Here is an 18,551-nt window from a genome sequence, read left to right as displayed (position 1 = left end):
TCAATTCCCGAAGCGCACGTTGAGCACCGTCGCGTTCTGAATCAGCACGTTCGCGCCGGTATTCTGGATGACCGTCGGCAGACCGCTCGCATTGGCGAACGAGCCGTCGGTGATCGAATTCGAGCCGGTCGACACCCGGTTCGCGACGTTGTCGGCCACCGTGCCGGTCAGATAGTTCTGGCCAATCAGCGCGTCGCCGCCCCGATGCTCGTCGAGCTGGTCGGGCGTCATCGCGACGCCGAAGCTGGCCGCTTGCGCGGCCGCGGCCGGATCGGCCTGATCCGCACGTGCGGCGGGTGGGGAAGGGGCAGCGCCCGGCGCAACGCCGGCGGCCGACTCCACCGCAACGGTTCGCGCCTCGTCAGCCATGGCATGGGCCGTCAGGCCCGGCAGCAGCGCTGCGGGCAATATCACCTGCGAAAGTGCCGTTCGGATTCGCATGGCTGTCTCCTTGGTCCCTGCGCGAGCCGGCACGAACCGGCCGCACGGGGAGCGGAATCCGCGTGATCGTCGATCGACGTAAATCGGCCCGGCCTGCGCCGACGAGAGCGAGACGGCCATTCGGCCATCCCGCCCTTGCCGGCGCGCCAGTCCCTTGGCGATGGAATGCGAGCCGCGGGTTCGCCTGCGCCCGCGTCGACGCATCCGGCTCGCCGGGACCAACCGGCCGTTCTAACGTCCTACCGACAGGTTCGCCTGCACGGTCACGGCCTGCTGAACGAGCGACGCCATGCCGCTGTTCTGGTTGGCGACCATGATGCCCGCCGCGGTCTGGCCAACGCTCGCCATTGCGTTGGACATGTTGAATGTCCCCGCATTGACCGTATTGGCTCCGCCTGCGCCACCCGCGCCGCCGACCGCGCCGTTACCGACGCCGCCGTTGCCCGTGCCGCCTGCGCCGCCCGCGCCGCCCATCGCGCCCACCGCGCCGCTACCCGCGGTAGCGCTGCCGTTGCTGGCCGTCGTCGTCGCGCCACCGTTCGTCGCGCCGCCGCCCGTGCCCGCGCCGCCGGCTCCGCCGTTGCCCGCCGCGGCCGTCGCCGCGCCGCCGGTGCCGCCCGCGGCCGCACCGCTGCCGCCGGTACCCGAGCCCGATCCGCCCGAAGCCGTCGACGCACCCGCCGACCCTGCGCCACCCGTGCCGCTACCCGAACCGCTGCCGGTGCCCGTGCCCGTGCCGGTACCGCTGCCGGCCGATGCCGACGCGCTTCCGCTGCCATGATTCTTGGCCCACGCGGAACCTGCATCGGCCGTACCGCCGCCGCCACCCCAGCCGGTGCCGGTGCCGCTGCCGGAGCCGCCTACGCCGACCGAAGCCGCGATGGCGCCGCCGCCCTTGCCGGAGCCATAGCCGCCGCTCGCCGTGGCCTTGCCGCCAGCCCCGCCGCTGGCGTCAGGTGAACCGCCGGTTCCGCCGCTACCGCCGTTGCCGGTGCCGGCTGTCGCGCTGCCGTTGCTGGCGTTGCCGGCCGTGGCGCTGCCGTTATGCGCGCTGCCGCCTTTCCCGCCGCCGCCGCCCGCGCCGCCGCTGCCGCCGTTACCGCCCGCGCCGCCGTAGCCGTAGCCGTTGCCGCCCTTGCCACCGCTTCCGCCGGCCGCGCTGCCCGAATTGGTCGCGTTGTTGCCGATGCCCCAGACCTGGACATTGCTCACGTACCCGTCGAGTTTGCTGATCGCGACGATCTTGGTGCTGTTGTAGGAATCCTGATAGACGCTCGCGCCAGGCGAGACTTCATTTGCATTGGACCCGGTGGTGCTGGTCTGGCTTGAGCTGACCGAATTGCTGAGCGTGTTCGATCCGTCATCCGCTTTCTGGCTGCACGTCGAACTGGCATTGCTGCTGCATGGATTCGCCATCGCGTAGCCGCTGCATCCCAGGGCGAGAAGCGCAGCGGACGCCAATAAAGTCTTACGCATGAAATCCTCCTGAAGTAACGAGGAACGGCTTGGCCGACCGCGCCAATCCGGACGACAACACGCATCGGCGATGCCACGCCTCCAGGCGGCCCGCATACAAAGAGACCGTGGGATTTTTCACGCGACATGGCCTGCCCCGCGCGACGCCGGCACGCGATTCATGTTTCAACGCTGAAACGTGCCGATCGGCACGATACCGTGGCCTTGGCGATGCGCAGAGGCCTTTCCCGTTTGCATTCAAGGGCTTGCCGATCAGGCCAGCGCGGGCACAGCAAATGCGCCATGTTTCATTTTTGAGATTGCCGTCGGGGCGGATTCGGGCATGCCTGCCGCGCCGGATATTCGCTCTCGATCGCAAACCCGCGCACCGGCAGGGGCGCGCGCGAATTCGTTCCGGCAAGGCGTTAAAAACCCGGATAAAGCGCCATTCGGAAATGTTTCGAATGTGATAGGTCGCTTTTTCTTCGGCGCCCGTCCGCGGCGAGCGCCGGCACGCGCGGATCGGGTGATCGACAGGTACGAGGATTTCGGCCGGCGGACGCGATGGAATGGCGACGTAGAACCTTCTCGCTACTCGTCCGCCGGACGAGACAGGATGTCGCCGCCGATCGCGGAAGGAGAACGCGATAACCGCTCATCTCGGGCAACCCGGCCTGCCACGCGGCCTCGCCGGGTGGCTCTTCGGCAGCATCATTCGCCGCTACAACCGGGCGGAAAATGTGTGGACGCTGTCGCTGCTCGCGATCGGCGAAGGTAAGCGGGCCGCTCGAAGTCGGGTTCGGCCCCGGCGATGCGATCAGGCTCGCCGCTGAAGCCGCACCATCCTGCCGCATCGCGGGCGTCGCTCATTCCGCGACCATGCGGCCGCCGCAATGGAGCCGAAATTCCGGTTGGTGCCGGTTCTGTTGGACTACTGATTACGGATCTGCGCTCGATGAGTGTGACGAAACCGCCGCGTGTCCGCGAGGCTCGCGGCGGTTTTTTCGTGGACGATCACGTGTCATCGCCGTCGCGCCGAAAAAAGCACGCCGCCCATCGCGGCGTGCCTTTCTTCATACGTCCTCCCCGGCTTCCTGCCCGTGCGGCCTCGTCAATTCACGCTCGTCCGCTTCTCCACGAACCGCCGGACATAATCATCCGCCGGCCGCGACAGGATATCGTCCGGCGTCCCGACCTGGACGAGCGTGCCGTCGCGCAAAATCGCGATCCGGTCGCCGATCCGCAGTGCTTCGTCGAGATCGTGCGTGATGAACACGATCGTCTTCGCGAGCGTCGCCTGCAGCTCGAGCAACTGATCCTGCATCTCGGTACGGATCAGCGGATCGAGCGCGGAAAACGCTTCGTCCATCAGCAGCACGTCGGTATCGGCCGCCAGCGCGCGCGCCAGCCCGACACGCTGCCGCATCCCGCCCGACAGCTCGTCCGGATAGTGATCGCCATAGCCGTCGAGCCCGACCTTCGTCAGCCAGTTGCGCGCGGCCTCGGCCGCATCGTGCCGCTTCTCGCCGCGCGTGCGCAGCGCATACGCGGCGTTGTCGAGCACGGTCTGGTGCGGCAGCAATCCGAAGTTCTGGAACACCATGCTGACCTTGAAGCGGCGCAGCTCGCGCAGCCCGTGCGCGTCGAGCTTGATCACGTCGCTGCCGTCGATCACGATCTCGCCGGCCGTCGGCTCGATCAGCCGGTTGAAATGCCGCACGAGCGTCGATTTCCCGGAACCCGACAGCCCCATGATCACGAAGATCTCGCCCGACTCGATGCCGAGGCTCACGTCGTTGAGCCCGACGTTGCAGCCCGTTTCGGCCAGCACGTCGGCCTTGCGCTTGCCCGAGCGCAGCAGGTCGAGCACGCGCGCATGCGCAGCCTGCGGCCCGAACAGCTTGTACACGTGTTTGACGTCGATGGTCGCCATGTCTGTCTCCGTTCCTAAGCCCGCGACGACTGCGTCGCCTGATTCGAATCGACGCCCGCCGACTGCGCCTTGCGCGGCAGCCGGTACGGCACGCGCGACGCACCCTTCTGCCGGCGCTGCTGCGCGAGCCGCCGCCGGGCGCGGCGTTCCTGGCCGAAGCCCTGGCTGATCCGGTCGATCACGATCGCAAGGATCACGATCGCGAGGCCGGCCTGCGTGCCCTTGCCGACGTCGAGCGTCTGGATGCCGGCGAGCACGTCCTCGCCGAGCCCGCGCGAGCCGATCATCGACGCGATCACGACCATCGACAGCGCCATCATCGTCGTCTGGTTGATGCCGGCCATGATGCTCGGCCGCGCGAGCGGCAACTGCACGTTCACGAGCAGTTGCCAGCGCGTCGTGCCGAATGCGCGCGCGGCTTCCGTCACGTCCGGATCGACCTGGCGGATGCCGAGATCGGTCAGGCGGATCAGCGGCGGCAGCGCGTAGATGATCGTCGCGAGGATCGCGGGCACCTTGCCGAGGCCGAACAGCATCAGCACGGGGATCAGGTACACGAAGCTCGGCAGCGTCTGCATCACGTCGAGCACGGGCAACAGCATCCTGCGCAGCCACGCGCTACGCGATGCGAGGATGCCGACCGGCACGCCGATCGCGACCGACAGCACCGTCGAGACGAGCATCAGCGCGAGCGTCTGCATCAGCTTGTCCCACAGGCCGAAGCAGCCGATCGCGTAGAGCAGCAGCATGAAGAGCACGCCGAGGCCGATGCGGCGCGTCGCATTCCACGCGATCGCGCCGACCGCCAGCAGCACGAGCCACGGCGGCGCCACGCGCAGCGCGCCTTCGAGCGGCACGAGCAGGTAGCGCAGCACCAGTACGCTGAAGTGATGGAAGCCGTCGCCGTATTGCGCGACGAACGTCTCGAGCGCGCCGTTCACCCAGTCGGCGATCGACAGGTGCAGAAAGAAGCCGTTCATTTGATTCTCCGTCGCGCCGCGAAGGCGCGTGACGGCGGCGGCGGGCGCGGGCCCGCCACCGCGCGCAGGTTACGCGCCCTTCAGGCTGCCGGCGATCTTCTGCGCGACGTCGGCCGGCACCCACTGCTTCCACATGTCCTGGCGGGTCTTCAGGAACTGCGTGGCCATCGCCGCGCCGTCGATCTTCTTCGTGGTCATCTCGAGGATCGTCTGGTTCAGGAAGTCCATCGGGAAACGCACCTTGCCGAATACGCCGACGAGATCGGGGTTCGCATCGGCGAACGGCTTCGACACGCCGACCGTCAGCCGCGACACCATGTACGACGACGCGCACTGGTGCGTGCTGCTCTCGTCGCGCAACGTCTTCCAGCATGCTTCGTTATAGGCCGGCATCTTCAGCGCGGTGAACTTGTATTTCGCCATCAGCGCGGCCGGGCCCCAGTAATAGAACACGATCGGCGCGCCGCGCTGGTAGGCGGACGCGATCGCCGCGTCGAGCGCCGCGCCCGTGCCCGGGTGGAAGTTCGTGTACGACTGGTCGAGCTTCAGCACGCGCAGGAGGCGCGTGTTCACGCGCTCGCAGTCCCAGCCCGTCGGGCAGTTCAGGAAGCGGCCCTTGTCCGGTTCCTCCTCGTCGGCGAACACCTGCTTGAACTTCGGCAGATCGTCGACCGACACGAGCCCCGGCGCGACCGGCTTGATGTTGCGCGCCGGATCGCCCTTCACTACGTAGTCGGGCACGAACCAACCTTCCGTCGTGCCGCCCGGCAGCGTGTCGCCGATCAGCTTCACGGCGCCCGACGAGACGGCCTTCGCGGTGATCTCGCTGCGGCCCGTCCACTGCTCGGCCCAGATCTGCAGGTCGTTGCGCGCGAGCGCCGTTTCGGTGGCGGCCGTGCTGCCCGGCACGACGTCCGTCTTGCAGCCGTAGCCCTTCTCCATGATCTGCCGCAGCACTTCGGTCGCGAATGACCCGCTTTCCCATGTGATGCCCGCGAAATGGACCGTCTTGCCGTCGGTGCACGCGCCGCCGGCCGCGTGGGCGGCAGGCGCGGACAGGATCGCCGCGGCGGCGAGAAGGACCGTTTTCAGTCGTCGAATCTGCATGGTGGGTCGTCTCCAAATCGAATCTGTTGTTTGTGCGTCGCGGCATGCGCGGCGACCGGCGAATCGTGAACGCATCCACGTCCGGTCAGCCTGCATGTTTCCGCCGCCAATTTGTTTAGGGAAACGAGTAATTCCGATCATTGCAATCGGCAGCGCCAATCGATCTTCCGGCACACCTGCCAGGCCCGCCGGACGGGCCTTCCAGCCGATTTCCCGAGTCCGGCCACGGCCCCGCGCGGGCCATGTCGCGCCCCCGCTCGGCCGTTGCCGGACCGACGTTGAACCGCGACGCCGCACAACCCGTTTCGACTGTCGAAACGGCCTGTCGCGACCCCATTGGCGAACCCGATCCCATCCATCGAAATTACTCGCTTTCGATTCCTTGTCGGCTTGGGAAGAATGCGCGGTGTCATCGGAGGAGACACGACCCGACGCCGCCGGTTGCCGCGCCGCCGCGCCTTGCGCGACCCGGCGCCGCACGCGCTGCATCGGGTTGCCCCGGATGACGGGGCGCGCCTCGCCGGACGCGCTCACGACAACCGATACAAGCTGGATATCCCGGAGATCTCTCAATGAAAAAGACCCTGACGGCGCTCGCCGTAACGGCAACCTTCGCAACCCCCGTGTTCGCGCAAAGCAGCGTCACGCTGTACGGCGTGATCGACGAAGGCCTGAACTACACGAACAACGTCGGCACCGGCCACGTCTACGAAATGGCGAGCGGCTACGCGCAGGGCAGCCGCTGGGGCCTGAAGGGCAGCGAGGATCTCGGCGGCGGCATGAAGGCGATCTTCCAGCTCGAGAACGGCTTCGACGTGAACACCGGCCGCCTCAACCAGGGCGGCCGCATGTTCGGCCGCCAGGCGTACGTCGGCCTGAGCCAGACGCAGTACGGCACGCTGACGTTCGGCCGCCAGTACGACTCCGTCGTCGACTATCTCGCGCCGACCACGGCCAACGGCAACTGGGGCGGCTACCTGCTCGCGCATCCGTTCGACAACGACAACACCGACAACTCGTTCCGCCTCGACAACACGGTGAAGTACGCGAGCCCGAACTTCGGCGGCTTCCAGTTCGGCGGCGCATACAGCTTCAGCAACAGCACGAACTTCTCGGACAACCGCGCGTACAGCTTCGGCGCGCAGTACCAGAACAACGGCCTGCTGATCGGCGCCGCGTACCTGCAGGCGAACCGCCCGGGCGACGGCTCGGCCGGCGCGATCACCGCGAACGACGCGAGCTACATCGCCGAGCGCATGCGCGTGTTCGGCGCGGGCATCAACTACACGTTCGGGCAGGCGACGGTCGGCTTCGCGTACACGAACTCGAACTACAAGAACCCGACCGGCAACGGCTACCTCGGCACGCCGGGCGCGATCATCGCCCCGGGCGCGACGGTCAGCGCGATCAAGTACCAGAACTTCGAGGTGAACGGTTCGTACCAGGTCACGCCGGCGTTCATGGTGGGCGCGCAGTACGTGCTGTCGCTCGAGAAGTACGACGCATCGACCGGCAACGCGAAGCCGAAGATCCATTCGGCCGGGCTGATGGCCGACTACAACCTGTCGAAGCGCACCGACGTGTACGTGCAGGCCGCGTACCAGCACATCGCCGGCGACAAGACGAACTCGATCCTCGACAACGCGTTCATCCCCGGGACCGACGCGCCGTCGTCGACGTCGAACCAGGTGGCCGTGCGCGTCGCGCTGCGCCACAAGTTCTGATGTAACCCGGTTCTCCGTTCTTCACGCGACACCCGCGCGGGTCTGCCCGAGGTGTCTTTGCCCGCCCGCAAGCGCAAGCCTGCCGGCGGGCTTAATAGGATGGTCAGCCCGATCCTCACTCAGTGGACTACGCTGAGTGAGGATTTTGTCCTTCTGGAGGGCCATCATGGACACGGTATCGCTGATCGGAATCGATCTCGGCAAGCACTGCTTCCACCTGCATGGACAGGATGCGTCAGGCAGGATGGTGTTCCGTAAAAAGCTCACGCGTAGCCAGATGTTCACGCTGCTGGGCAATTTTCCGCGTTGCATTGTGGTCATGGAGGCCTGCGCCGGTGCTCACTGGATCGCACGTCGACTTCAAGCGCTGGGCCATGAGGCCAAGCTGATTTCTCCGCAATTCGTCAAACCGTTCCGGCAAGGCAACAAGAACGATTTCGCGGACGCCCAGGCGATCTGCGAAGCAGCCGCTCGTTCGAGCATGCGTTTCGTGAGCCCGCACAACGAAGCCCAGCAAATCGTTTCAGCCTTGCACCGTGTGCGCGAGCGGCTGGTGCGTGACCGCACCGGCACGATCAATCAGATTCATGCGTTTCTGTTGGAGTTCGGTATCAGCTTGCCGCGCGGCATGGCAGTGATCCGGCGACTGCCTGCCGTGCTCGAGGCAGAATCGTTGCCGCCGAGGCTGGTGGTCGTGCTCGAACGTTTGCAGGCGCACTTCAAGTATCTGGACGAGCAGATCCACCAGCTCGAACGTGAGTTGCTTACCCAGCTACACGAGGATGAACGCAGTGAACGACTGCTCGAGATTCCTGGCATTGGCCCGATGACCGCCAGCGTGTTGATGTCTGAGTTGGGCGATGCCCAGCAATATGGCTCAGCAAGGCAGTTTGCAGCTTCGGTTGGTCTGGTGCCGCGGCAGTACAGCACCGGCGGCAAACCAACGCTACTGGGCATCAGCAAGCGTGGCGACAAGGAACTGCGACGATTGCTGGTGCAATGTGCGCGGGCCATCATGCAGCGCATCGAGCACCGCACGGATGCATTGGGCGTCTGGATTCGCAGCCTGTTGGCGCGGCGACACTCGAACGTGGTGGCCTGTGCCCTGGCCAACAAACTGGCGAGGATCGCCTGGGCCATCCTCGCCAAAGGGACACACTACCGGAGCATCGAGGCTGTTCCCTCAGTCTGACGCTTCCTATCGCTTACGGCTTCAGTTTCAGTAGTCACCTCTGGTTTTGCGACGCGAGATACGTGAAGGCATAAACGACTCAACGGCCGGGCAAGTAACCTGACACAAAAAACAGCACCTCAATGCTGTGGGCTTTTTGAGGTTTGCCCGGCGCGGCTCCCATCATGGGGCGGGATCTTTCCCATCCGCGACCCCGGATAGATTCGAGCAAGTCCACTTTAGGTCAACACTGCCTCGCTTGCAAAAATCGGGCTGACCATAGATTTTCGTGGGCGCGGCAACGCGTGACCGGCCGATACAGCAGGCCCCGGCGGAAAGCGCGCGACAGTCCCGTCAGCCGTGACAGGTCAACCGGCGGCGATCCACCGATACACTGTGTGCCACCACTACGGCCTGCATCCCCGATGCCGGCCGTCGCGCTCATCGCGCACGACCTGTCGCAATCCGCTCACGCCCGAAGGAGAATCGCTTGAAGCACTGGCGCCACACCCGGTCCGCATCCGCCGCCGGCCACTCGGCCGCGCGCTCCGCCCTCGCCGAACCGGGCAGCCCGCAATGAGCACCGGCCCGCGCAATGCGCGGATCGACATGCTGCGCGGCGTGTCGATCGTGCTCGTGCTGCTGCACCACTTCAACATCCCCTACTCGCTGCGCGACACGTCGCTCGCGCGCGTATTCGGCTGGGACGCGGTGCATGCCGTGGCGCGCAACGGCAACTACGGCGTGACGATGTTCTTCGTGATCTCCGGCTACCTGATCACGTCGAATGCGCGCCGCCGCTGGGGCAGCCTCGGCGCGCTCGACGTGCGTGCGTTCTACGTGTCGCGTATCGCGCGCATCGTCCCGTGCCTGCTCCTGCTGCTCGCGCTCGTCAACGGCCTCGCGGCGGCCGGCGTGCCGATCTTCCAGAACCATGCGCCGGAGGGTATCGCCGTGTCATTCTGGCTGGTGAACCTCGCGTCGCTGACGTTCTGGATGAACGTGCTGATCGGCGCGTACGGGTGGGTCAACTACGCGCTCGGCGTGCTGTGGTCGCTGTCGGTCGAAGAGGTGTTCTACCTGTCGTTTCCGCTGCTGTGCATCGCGTTGCGCCGCGATGCGCGGCTGGTCGCGTTCTGGGTGGTTATCGCCGCGATCGGGCCCGTGTACCGCTTCACGCACGCCGGCGACGAAGGCGGGTTCCTGTACGCGTACTTCGCGTCGTTCGACGGGATTGCGATCGGCTGCTGCACCGCGCTGCTGGCCGAGCGCGTGACCGGGCAGCGGCTGGCCGCGCCGCTCGTGCAGTGGCTCGTCGCGGGGGCGATGGCCACGCTGTATCTGGCGTGGCCGATCGCGCAAAGCCATGTCGCCGGCGTCACCGCGATGGCGCTCGGCACGGCCGTGCTGCTGATCGGTGCGCACGTCAACGGCGAGCGCGTGCCGGGCCGCCTGCTCGCGCCGCTGGGCCGCGCCGGCAAGCTCAGCTACGAGCTGTACCTGTTCCATCTGATCGTGCTCGGCGGGCTGCGCACGTTCTGGCCGCCGTCCGCCACGCACGGCGACACGAAGCTGCTGTTGCTGATTGCGTATCTGGCGTTGTCGGCGGCGCTGAGCGCGGCGATCGCGCGCGGCTATGCGACACCGCTCGACCGCTTCGTCAAGCGAATCGCATCGCGGCCTTCAGCGCGCGTGCCGGACGGCGCGCGCTTCTAGCGCGTCATCGGTTATCGCTGCCGGGTCGCAGGGAGAAGAAGAAAAAATCGGCCAGGGCCCGGCCGTATCGCTCGACGATACCGGCCGGCCTGACCGCAAGCCCCGCGTACAGAGGGTCGACGTCGTCGATCAGTCGAGATAATCCGCGTATTCCTTGCGCGAATAACCGGCGAGCGTCTGCCACGGCAACGTCTCGTGCCGAGCAGCCGTCGCCGGGGTCAGCGTCAGCTTGCGCACGACGCGGCCGTCGGCGCTCCGGAATTCGACCGACAGCGGCGCCTGCAGCTTCTCGCTCCACAGGATCCGGTTCACGCCGCGCGCGCCCGGTGTGTCAACCGCCTGCTCGTACCAGCGGGTGCCGGGCGTGTCGCCGCGCTTCGCCACCGCGAGCCGCTTCAACTGCGACGGCGGCGTAACGTAGTACGCGTTGTCCCACGAGCCGTCGAAGCCCGTGGTTTCGTACTCGGCCGGCGGCACGCTGACGACCGTCCGGTTCGCCGTGTCCACGTACTCGATGCGGGCCGTCTTGCCGTCGTACGTCACATGCCGCGCGGCCGCCTGGAAGTTGAAATGCTTGTGGCCCGCGTGGGCAGCGGCCGGCTGCACACCGGTGCGAGCCCCCGCGTCGTGATCATGGTCGTGATCGTGATCATTACCGTGACCGCCGGCCGCCGCGACGGGCAGCACGCGCTCGACCCACACGTGCGCGTCGCGCCGCACCATCCGTTCGCGATACATCGTCGTGCGCGTCACGCCATCGGCCGACACCGTGCGGCTCTCGTGCACCAGCACCGCGTCGAGATCGGCCGCTGCAAGGGCCGGCAGCGCAACCCACCCGCAAGCGAGCGCGTAAAGAAGCTGACGTTTCATCGGGCGTTCCCGTTCCTCATGCCGTCAACGGATTCAGAAACCGAACGCCGAGCGCACGAGGCCGAACACCTTCGTGTTGTCGATCGTGCCCTTGAACGCCTTCGCGTCCGCGCCGTCGGCGAACAGCATCACGTCGCCGCCGCCGTGCGTCTCCGAGCCCGCGCTGCCCATCCGCACACCGACTTCCTGCAGATACGCGTCGTTCGTCGCGGTGGCCGAATCGACCGACGCGCGCACGTTCGGCCGGTTCGCGCCGTTGCCGAACACGAGCGTCGTGTAGGTGTTGCCGTCGGCGTCCTTGCTCGGCTGGCCGTCGCGATAGTTGCGGCTGATGTCGAGAATCGGGTTGCCGCGCTTCGAATACCCGTTGATCGTCATCGTGTGGTCGTGGTCGGCCGTCACGACGATCAGCGTGTTCGACAGGTCGACCTTCGACAGCGCGACGCGGATCGCTTCGTCGAATGCCGCCGTGTCCTCCAGCGCACGCTTCGCGTTGGTGCCGTGCAGCGCGTGATCGATCCGGCCGCCTTCGACCATCAGGAAGTAGCCGTTCGAATTCTTCGACAGCACGTCGATCGCCTTCGACGTCATCTCCGCGAGGCTCGGCTGCGTCGGCCCCTCGCCCTTGCCCGCGACGCGGTCGAGTTCGTACTCGAGGTGGCTCGTCGAGCTGAAGAGGCCGACCAGCTTGCCGTTGCCGGCCTGCGCGAGCTGGTCCCTGGTCGCGACGACCGTGTAGCCCTTCGCCTTCATCTCGTTGAGCAGGTTGCGCCCGTCCGCGCGGCCGCGCTTGTTGGCCACCGGATCGAACGGTGTCCAGTGGTTGCGGCCGCCGCCCATCAGCACGTCGACGCCGTCGCCGAGCGCCGCATTGTAGCCCGCGCCGCCCGGCGCCGCCTGCGCGGCGATGTCGTACTGCGCATCGCGATGGCAGATGTGCGAATAGGTCGCGGCGGGCGTCGCGTGCGTGAGCTCGGTCGTCGTGATCGCGCCCACCGCCTTGCCGCGCGCCTTCGCGAGCTCCAGCAGCGTCGCGACCGGCTGGCCGTTGCCCGGCGCGCAGTTGTTGACCGTCTTGTTGCCGTTGGCGTCGTTGCCCGGCGCGACCGCGCGCGTGTCCGACGACATCGACAGCACTTCGTTGTTCATCTTCACGCCGGTCATGTACGCGGCCATCGACGGCGCGCTGTCGGTCGTCTGCGCGTCGTTCGAGAAGGTCTTGACGCGCGCGGTGCGGGCCAGCTTCTCCATCGTCAGTTGTCCCGACTCACCGACCTTGTAGATCCGGCTCGCCGTCACGGTCGTCGGCCCCATGCCGTCGCCGAGAAAGAAAATCACGTTCTTCGCCTGGCCGGCGGCCTGCGCCGCGCCGCATGCGAAACCGGCGACGGCCAGCGCCGCCGCGATGCACTTGATGGTCGACATCCTGTATTCCCCTGTACCCGTATGGTCGGCGCTCACAGCTGCACCGCGTTGCGCACCAGCTCGAAGACCTTGTTGTTCTCGATCACGCCGTGGAACGCATCCGCGCCGCGGCCGATCGCACCTAGGAACACATCGGTGCCGCCGTGCGTCTCGCTGCCCTTGTCCATGCGCACGACCGCCTCCTGGCGATAGTCGTCGGCGCCCGTCACCGCGTCGGTGAGCGCCGTGCCCGCGCGGCTGCCCTGCACGCGGTTCTCGCCGTTGCCGAAGCCGATGATCGTGTACGGCGCGCCGTCCGCATCCTTCGCGACCGAGCCGGTCTGGTAGCTGCGCAGCACGCCGAGCACGCCGGGCTTGCCCGCCTCGGTCTTGCCGGTGCGCGCCGCATAGCCGTTCAGCACCAGCGTGTGGTCGTGATCGGCCGTGACGACGATCAGCGTGTTCTTCAGGTCAGGATCGGTCTGGCGCACCTTGTCGATCGTGGCCTTGATCGCGTTGTCGAACGCCACCGTGTCCTGCAGCGCGCGCTTCGCATTGGTGTCGTGCAGCGCGTGGTCGATCCGGCCGCCTTCGACCATCAGGAAATAGCCGTTCGGGTTCTTCTGCAGCACGTCGAGCGCGCGCGTCGCCATGTCGGTGAGGCTCGGCTCCTTGGTCGCGCCGCGATCGAGGTCGTAGCTCATGTGGCTCGACGAGAACAGGCCGACCAGCTTGCCGCCCTTCGTCGCATCGGCGGCCAGCAGGTCGTCGCGGTTCTGCGCGACCGCATAGCCCTTCGCCTTCAGCTCGTTGACGAGGTTGCGCCCGTCGGTGCGCTTGCCGCCGCCATCCTTCGGCACGAAGAATTGCGTGCCGCCGCCGAGCACGACGTCGACGCCGTCGCCCAGCGCGCCGTTGTAGCCCGCGCCGCCCGGCACGAGCTGCGCGGCGATGTCGTTCTCGGCGTCGCGATGGCACACGTGTGCGTACGTTGCGGCGGGCGTGGCATGCGTGACGCGCGTGGTCGTCACGACACCGGTAGCCAGCCCCTTCGCCTTCGCGATCTCGAGCAGCGTCGTCGCCGATTTGCCGTTGTTCGCGCCGCAGTTGCCGGTGAGGCTCGCGGTCGGCTCGATCGCCTTCGTGTCGGGCGTCATCGAGATCACTTCGTTGTTGGTCTTGACGCCGGTCATGTACGCCGACATCGACGGCGCGCTGTCCGTCACCTGCGCATCGTTGGAATAGGTCTTCACGAACGCGGTTTCGGGCAGCGTGTCGATCGTGAGCGCGCCGTCTTCACCGACCGCATAGATGCGCGCGGCCGTCATCGTCGTGATCCCCATGCCGTCGCCGAGGAAGAAGATCACGTTGCGCGCCGCCGCCTGCACGGGGCCGGGCGCCGTGCTGGTCGGGCCGTCGTCGCTGCCGCATCCGGCCAGTGCAAAGGCGCCTGCACACAGCAGCGCCGCCAGTTTGATTCGATTCATGTCGCCGGTTCCCCCCGCCATTGATGCTTTCGAAATGAAAGGCGATGGTAGGAACCTGATGTGACGGCAATGTGAAGGGTGATTGGAAGGATGCGAAGGGCTTATGAAAGTGGAAAGCGAGGCGCTACGGTCGAGCGCCCCACGTGAAGCCGCGTCATTCCGCGTGTTCGGCAGTGACGCTGCGCACGGTCACGATGCGCGCCGGCGGTATGTTTGCCCACACGATCCGGCTGCCGCAGGCAACAAATGCCGAATCGCCGAGCGGATGACGGCCGGGCGGCCGCAGGTCGTACGTGAACTGAATCATCACGCCGTCGGCGGACAGCACGCGATGGCACTGATCGACGATCGCCGCTACGTCCTGCCGTGGCAGCGTGCGCAGCGGCAGGCACGACACGATCGCGTCGACGTGCGCATCGGGCGGCAGCAGCCGCTCGAGCTGCCGTGCGTCGCCCGATACGATCGTGATGCCGGGAAAGCGTCGCCGCAGATGCTGGACGAACGCCGGCGAACGCTCGACCACCACGAGCCGCCGCGGCGCGACGCCGCGTTCGAGCAACGCCGCGGTGATCGCGCCGGTGCCGCCGCCAAGCTCGACGACCAGCCCGTCGCCGTCCGGCACCGCATCGGCCATTTCGCGCGCCAGCTGCCGCGAACTCGGGCACAACGCGCCCACCGCGGCCGGACGGCCGACCCACTCGCGCACGAACAGTGCCGAGACACGCCACGCGTTCGGCCACATCATCGGCGGCCCTCCGGTGCTTGCGCGGTCAGCGGCGGCGTGCCGATGATCGCGCGGAACGGGGCTACGGCGACACGGGTAGGGTTCATGCGCATCCTCCTGGGCGAATCGGTCCGTCGCTGTTTACGCGACGTGTCAATCGATTCTAGGAAACACAAACTTAAGCTGACGTGAAGATTGACCCTGATTTGCCTGACCAATTCGGGCCGGATCAGCTGGCGCGCGCCGGTCAGCAGTCGATGCGCTGGTGGAAATGCGCGGGATAGCGCTCGCCGACGATCCTGATTTGCTGCAGTGCGGTCCCGATCGCGGCGAGATCGGCGGCGGTCGGCATGACCGCTCGTTCAACGCGTCGAGCGCATCAGGATGTTCACGAACGGCAAGCCTTCGTCGTCCCCGTCGCGCCGCGAAATTTCGTCGAAGCCGAGCCGTGCATAGAACGCGCGGGCGTCGAGATTGTCGGCATACACCTCCAGATCGAGCGCGCCCTTGAGCGCGAGCGCATGCTCGACCAGCGCGCGGCCGATCCCGTGGCCGTGCATGGCCGGCGCGACGAACAAGCCGCCGATCGAATCATCGAGCAGGCCGATGAAACCGACCGGCTCGCCAGCCCGACACGCGACCCATGTTTCCGCCTTGGGCAGATAAACCGCTTCGATCAGCGCGCGCTGCTCGCGCAGCCGCGCCTCGCCGAGAAACGCATGCGCGAGCAGCGACGCATCGAACCAGATGGCCGACAGCGTGTGCAGGTCGGATGCCTCGTAGGCGCGAATTTCGATTGCCATGTTCGGGTGTTGTTCAATGCGTGCTGCGCAGACGAATGCACTCCGGCGCGTTCGCCGATGCGTTGTGCCGCGCGCGCTGCCCGACGCACCGCGCGCGGCACCGCATTACCGCAGGTTGGTTCTCGCGAGCTCGACGATCTCGTCGCCGCGCCCGCTGAGGATCGCGCGCAGCATGAACAGGCTGAAGCCCTTCGCATGCGCGAGTTCGATCTTCGGCGGCATCGCGAGCTCGTACTTCGACGTGACGACGTCGACGACGGCCGGCCCGTCATGCGCGAACGCCATGCGCAACGCTTCTTCGACGTTCTCCGAATGCTCGACCCGCACGCTGAAGATGCCCGCGCCCTTCGCGATCGCCGCGAAGTCGGTCGGGCTCAGGTCGACGTTCGTGTCGAGATAGCCGGCCGCCTTCAGCTCCATCGACACGAAGCCGAGCAGGCTGTTGTTGTACACGACGATCTTGATCGGCAGCTTGAGCTGGCGCGCGGTCAACAGATCGCCGAGCAGCATCGACAACCCGCCGTCGCCGGACAGCGACACCACCTGCCGCCCCGGATGCGCGCCCTGCGCACCGAGCGCCTGCGGCATCGCGTTCGCCATCGACCCGTGATTGAACGAGCCGTGCAGCTGGCGCTTGCCGTTCATCGTCAGGTAGCGCGCGGCCCACAGCGTGGGCGTGCCGACGTCGGCCGTGAAGATCGCGTCTTCCGCCGCGACTTCGTCGACGATCTTCGTCAGGTATTGCGGATGGATCGCACGGCCCGGCGGCTCGGCCACCGCGAGATCGTCGAGCCCCTTGCGCGCCGCCGCGTAGTGCTTCAGCGCGTTCTCGAGGAAGCGACGCTGCGTCTTGCGCGTGAGGCGCGGCAGCAGCGCCGCGATCGTTTCCTTCACGGTGCCGACGAGGCCGAGCGCAAGCGGCGCGCGATGGCCGAGCTGCGAACCCTTCCAGTCGATCTGCGCGACCTTCGCGTTCGACGGATAGAACGGCCGGTACGGGAAATCCGTGCCGAGCATCAGCAGCGTATCGCACGATTCCATCGCGTGATAACCCGAGCTGAAGCCGATCAGCCCCGTCATCCCGACGTCGAACGGGTTGTCCCATTCGACGAACTGCTTGCCGCGCAGCGCATGCACGACCGGCGCGCCGAGCGTGTCGGCCAGCGCGACCACCTCGTCGTGCGCACTCTGCGTGCCGCTGCCGCACAGCAGCGTGACCGCATCGGATGCGTTGAGCAGCGCCGCGAGCCGGTCGAGATCGGCGTCGGCGGGCAGAATTGAAGGCGGCGCCGATTCGCTCCACGCCGGCAGCTCGTCCGGGCCGTCGCCGAGTGCGATGTCGCCCGGCAGCACGATCACCGCGACGCCGCGCTCCTCGATCGCGGTGCGCATCGCGCGCGCGAGCACGCGCGGGAACTGCGACGCGTTCGTCACGAGTTCGGCGAAGTGGCTGCACTCGCGGAACAGCTCCTGCGGATGGGTTTCCTGGAAGTAGCCGAGGCCGATCTCGGTCGACGGAATGTGCGCGGCGATCGCGAGCACCGGCTGGTGATTGCGATGGCAGTCGTACAACCCGTTGATCAGGTGCAGGTTGCCCGGGCCGCAGCTGCCTGCGCACACCGCGAGCCGCCCGGTCGACGCGGCATCCGCGCCGGCCGCGAACGCGGCGCTTTCCTCGTGCCGCGTATGCATCCAGCGGATCGAGCCGATCTGGCCCAGGCTGAACGACAGGCCGTTCAGGCTGTCGCCCGTCACGCCCCAGATGCGCTCGACGCCTGCTGCCGCCAGCGTCTTCGCCAGATATTCCGCCATCGTCTGTTTTGCCATGCTGCCCTCGCTCGTTGATGGGTCGTCACACGAAAGAATCGGCCGCGGTGCCCGCCTTCGCCACCGAACGAACGAGCATACGCGATCGTTTCGCGACGCGTCGTGAAGGTGCGAAGCACTTGCGTGCGTGTCGTTCGGGCCCCTTTCGGCGGTGTCGGGCGACTGTCGCCGTTTCGTCGGCAAACAGACGGATTGACGGGCGAGCCCGGCGCCGCTCCGGCATGCCTTCGTCGAATACGCGCGCCTACAACGGCAGCGCATGCGTCGAGAGAATCTCCTTGAGCACCATGAACGAGCGCACCTGCCGCACCCCCGGCAGGTAAAGCAGCTGTTCGGCGTGCAACCGGTTGAAGCTGTCGTTGTCTCGCGTGCGCACCAGCATGAAGTAGTCGAACTCCCCGGTCACGACGTGACACTCGACGCATCCCGACACCTTCTGCGCGGCCTTCTCGAACGCCGCGAACGCTTCGGGCGTCGAGCGATCCAGCACGAAGCCGATCACGACCAGCATCCCCGCGCCGAGCGGCTTCGGGTCGAGCAACGCGACGATGCCGCGGATCAGCCCCATTTCCTTCAACCGCTCGACGCGCCGCAGGCACGCCGGCGCGCTCAGCTTCACCTTCGCCGCGAGGCTCACGTTGGAGATCGACGCGTCCTGCTGCAGTTGCCGCAGGATCGCGCGGTCGATGCGATCGAGCGCCGGTGCGGCGTCGGTCGGCGATGCGCGGCCTCGATCTAATTTCATTGCGTCATTCTCCTGTTCAACGATTCAAAATTGCTTATCGCGTGCTCATATCGTCGATAACGTAGGCCGACGCAATTGATTTCGCAAGCTCATTTCTCCCGCTTCTGCCTATCATTTTTCTCGTCGGAACACGGCCGGCCAGCCGCGCCCGAACGATCCGATTT

15 protein-coding genes are annotated in these 18,551 nt (G+C 66.8%); 3 read left to right on the top strand and 12 right to left on the bottom strand.

Annotated elements, in window-relative coordinates:
* From LXE91_RS26775 to LXE91_RS26755, 5 genes are all read right to left on the bottom strand, one after another.
* The gene (locus LXE91_RS26775) at positions 1 to 561 is read right to left on the bottom strand and encodes a hypothetical protein (protein ID WP_223274261.1); all 561 of its coding nucleotides are present in this window, start codon (positions 559 to 561) and stop codon (positions 1 to 3) included.
* 111 nt (positions 562 to 672) lie between these two features.
* On the bottom strand, positions 673 to 1,917 hold the full coding sequence (locus LXE91_RS26770; RefSeq protein ID WP_039369836.1) for a hypothetical protein: 1,245 nt from the start codon (positions 1,915 to 1,917) through the stop codon (positions 673 to 675).
* A gap of 1,090 nt (positions 1,918 to 3,007) precedes the next feature.
* Positions 3,008 to 3,829, bottom strand: coding sequence for a quaternary amine ABC transporter ATP-binding protein (locus LXE91_RS26765; protein WP_052760163.1), 822 nt, complete (start codon positions 3,827 to 3,829; stop codon positions 3,008 to 3,010).
* Positions 3,830 to 3,843: 14 nt separating this feature from the next.
* Positions 3,844 to 4,809 carry an ABC transporter permease gene (locus LXE91_RS26760; RefSeq protein ID WP_039369833.1) on the bottom strand — a complete coding sequence of 322 codons (966 nt, stop codon included), beginning with the start codon at positions 4,807 to 4,809 and terminating at the stop codon, positions 3,844 to 3,846.
* A gap of 69 nt (positions 4,810 to 4,878) precedes the next feature.
* Positions 4,879 to 5,916 (bottom strand): ABC transporter substrate-binding protein, encoded by a 1,038-nt coding sequence (locus tag LXE91_RS26755; protein WP_039369830.1) that lies wholly within the window; start codon positions 5,914 to 5,916, stop codon positions 4,879 to 4,881.
* Positions 5,917 to 6,488: 572 nt separating this feature from the next.
* Here LXE91_RS26755 and LXE91_RS26750 point away from each other — a divergent pair.
* The 3 genes from LXE91_RS26750 (at position 6,489) to LXE91_RS26740 (ending at position 10,527) form a co-directional block, all read left to right on the top strand.
* Complete coding sequence (locus tag LXE91_RS26750) at positions 6,489 to 7,640, top strand: porin (RefSeq protein ID WP_039369827.1); 1,152 nt, start codon at positions 6,489 to 6,491, stop codon at positions 7,638 to 7,640.
* 166 nt (positions 7,641 to 7,806) lie between these two features.
* Positions 7,807 to 8,832 carry an IS110 family RNA-guided transposase gene (locus LXE91_RS26745; protein ID WP_046543588.1) on the top strand — a complete coding sequence of 342 codons (1,026 nt, stop codon included), beginning with the start codon at positions 7,807 to 7,809 and terminating at the stop codon, positions 8,830 to 8,832.
* A gap of 555 nt (positions 8,833 to 9,387) precedes the next feature.
* Entirely contained in the window at positions 9,388 to 10,527 is a 1,140-nt protein-coding gene (locus tag LXE91_RS26740; RefSeq protein WP_039371458.1) for an acyltransferase family protein, read from the top strand.
* Positions 10,528 to 10,656: 129 nt separating this feature from the next.
* On the opposite strand, the gene LXE91_RS26735 is transcribed toward LXE91_RS26740, so the two are convergent.
* The 7 genes from LXE91_RS26735 to LXE91_RS26705 form a co-directional block, all read right to left on the bottom strand.
* Positions 10,657 to 11,397 (bottom strand): hypothetical protein, encoded by a 741-nt coding sequence (locus LXE91_RS26735; protein WP_039371462.1) that lies wholly within the window; start codon positions 11,395 to 11,397, stop codon positions 10,657 to 10,659.
* Between the two features lie 33 nt (positions 11,398 to 11,430).
* Complete coding sequence (locus tag LXE91_RS26730) at positions 11,431 to 12,822, bottom strand: alkaline phosphatase (RefSeq protein ID WP_039371465.1); 1,392 nt, start codon at positions 12,820 to 12,822, stop codon at positions 11,431 to 11,433.
* Positions 12,823 to 12,854: 32 nt separating this feature from the next.
* Positions 12,855 to 14,288: an alkaline phosphatase gene (locus LXE91_RS26725; RefSeq protein WP_039371485.1), complete on the bottom strand. Its 1,434-nt coding sequence runs from the start codon at positions 14,286 to 14,288 to the stop codon at positions 12,855 to 12,857.
* A gap of 154 nt (positions 14,289 to 14,442) precedes the next feature.
* Entirely contained in the window at positions 14,443 to 15,033 is a 591-nt protein-coding gene (locus LXE91_RS26720; RefSeq protein ID WP_039371468.1) for a class I SAM-dependent methyltransferase, read from the bottom strand.
* A gap of 341 nt (positions 15,034 to 15,374) precedes the next feature.
* Positions 15,375 to 15,815, bottom strand: a complete 441-nt coding sequence (locus LXE91_RS26715; protein ID WP_039371471.1) for a GNAT family N-acetyltransferase — start codon at positions 15,813 to 15,815, stop codon at positions 15,375 to 15,377.
* A gap of 105 nt (positions 15,816 to 15,920) precedes the next feature.
* A complete protein-coding gene (poxB, locus tag LXE91_RS26710; RefSeq protein ID WP_039371474.1) occupies positions 15,921 to 17,642 on the bottom strand; it encodes a ubiquinone-dependent pyruvate dehydrogenase in 1,722 nt (573 codons plus the stop codon).
* 244 nt (positions 17,643 to 17,886) lie between these two features.
* On the bottom strand, positions 17,887 to 18,387 hold the full coding sequence (locus tag LXE91_RS26705) for an Lrp/AsnC family transcriptional regulator (protein ID WP_039371476.1): 501 nt from the start codon (positions 18,385 to 18,387) through the stop codon (positions 17,887 to 17,889).
* Between the last annotated feature and the right edge of the window lie 164 nt (positions 18,388 to 18,551).

Source organism: Burkholderia contaminans, from assembly GCF_029633825.1.
Lineage (GTDB): Bacteria > Pseudomonadota > Gammaproteobacteria > Burkholderiales > Burkholderiaceae > Burkholderia > Burkholderia contaminans.
This window is presented reverse-complemented; position numbering and strand designations above follow the sequence as displayed.

Bases quoted from the DNA above. Each gene is read 5' to 3' on its own strand.
- LXE91_RS26705 (WP_039371476.1), bottom strand. From the start codon at position 18,387: ATGAAATTAGATCGAGGCCGCGCATCGCCGACCGACGCCGCACCGGCG.
- LXE91_RS26730 (WP_039371465.1), bottom strand. From the start codon at position 12,822: ATGTCGACCATCAAGTGCATCGCGGCGGCGCTGGCCGTCGCCGGTTTC.
- LXE91_RS26760 (WP_039369833.1), bottom strand. From the start codon at position 4,809: ATGAACGGCTTCTTTCTGCACCTGTCGATCGCCGACTGGGTGAACGGC.
- LXE91_RS26740 (WP_039371458.1), top strand. From the start codon at position 9,388: ATGAGCACCGGCCCGCGCAATGCGCGGATCGACATGCTGCGCGGCGTG.
- poxB (WP_039371474.1), bottom strand. From the start codon at position 17,642: ATGGCAAAACAGACGATGGCGGAATATCTGGCGAAGACGCTGGCGGCA.
- LXE91_RS26720 (WP_039371468.1), bottom strand. From the start codon at position 15,033: ATGATGTGGCCGAACGCGTGGCGTGTCTCGGCACTGTTCGTGCGCGAG.
- LXE91_RS26725 (WP_039371485.1), bottom strand. From the start codon at position 14,288: ATGAATCGAATCAAACTGGCGGCGCTGCTGTGTGCAGGCGCCTTTGCA.
- LXE91_RS26750 (WP_039369827.1), top strand. From the start codon at position 6,489: ATGAAAAAGACCCTGACGGCGCTCGCCGTAACGGCAACCTTCGCAACC.
- LXE91_RS26745 (WP_046543588.1), top strand. From the start codon at position 7,807: ATGGACACGGTATCGCTGATCGGAATCGATCTCGGCAAGCACTGCTTC.
- LXE91_RS26755 (WP_039369830.1), bottom strand. From the start codon at position 5,916: ATGCAGATTCGACGACTGAAAACGGTCCTTCTCGCCGCCGCGGCGATC.
- LXE91_RS26735 (WP_039371462.1), bottom strand. From the start codon at position 11,397: ATGAAACGTCAGCTTCTTTACGCGCTCGCTTGCGGGTGGGTTGCGCTG.
- LXE91_RS26770 (WP_039369836.1), bottom strand. From the start codon at position 1,917: ATGCGTAAGACTTTATTGGCGTCCGCTGCGCTTCTCGCCCTGGGATGC.
- LXE91_RS26715 (WP_039371471.1), bottom strand. From the start codon at position 15,815: ATGGCAATCGAAATTCGCGCCTACGAGGCATCCGACCTGCACACGCTG.
- LXE91_RS26775 (WP_223274261.1), bottom strand. From the start codon at position 561: ATGGCCGTCTCGCTCTCGTCGGCGCAGGCCGGGCCGATTTACGTCGAT.
- LXE91_RS26765 (WP_052760163.1), bottom strand. From the start codon at position 3,829: ATGGCGACCATCGACGTCAAACACGTGTACAAGCTGTTCGGGCCGCAG.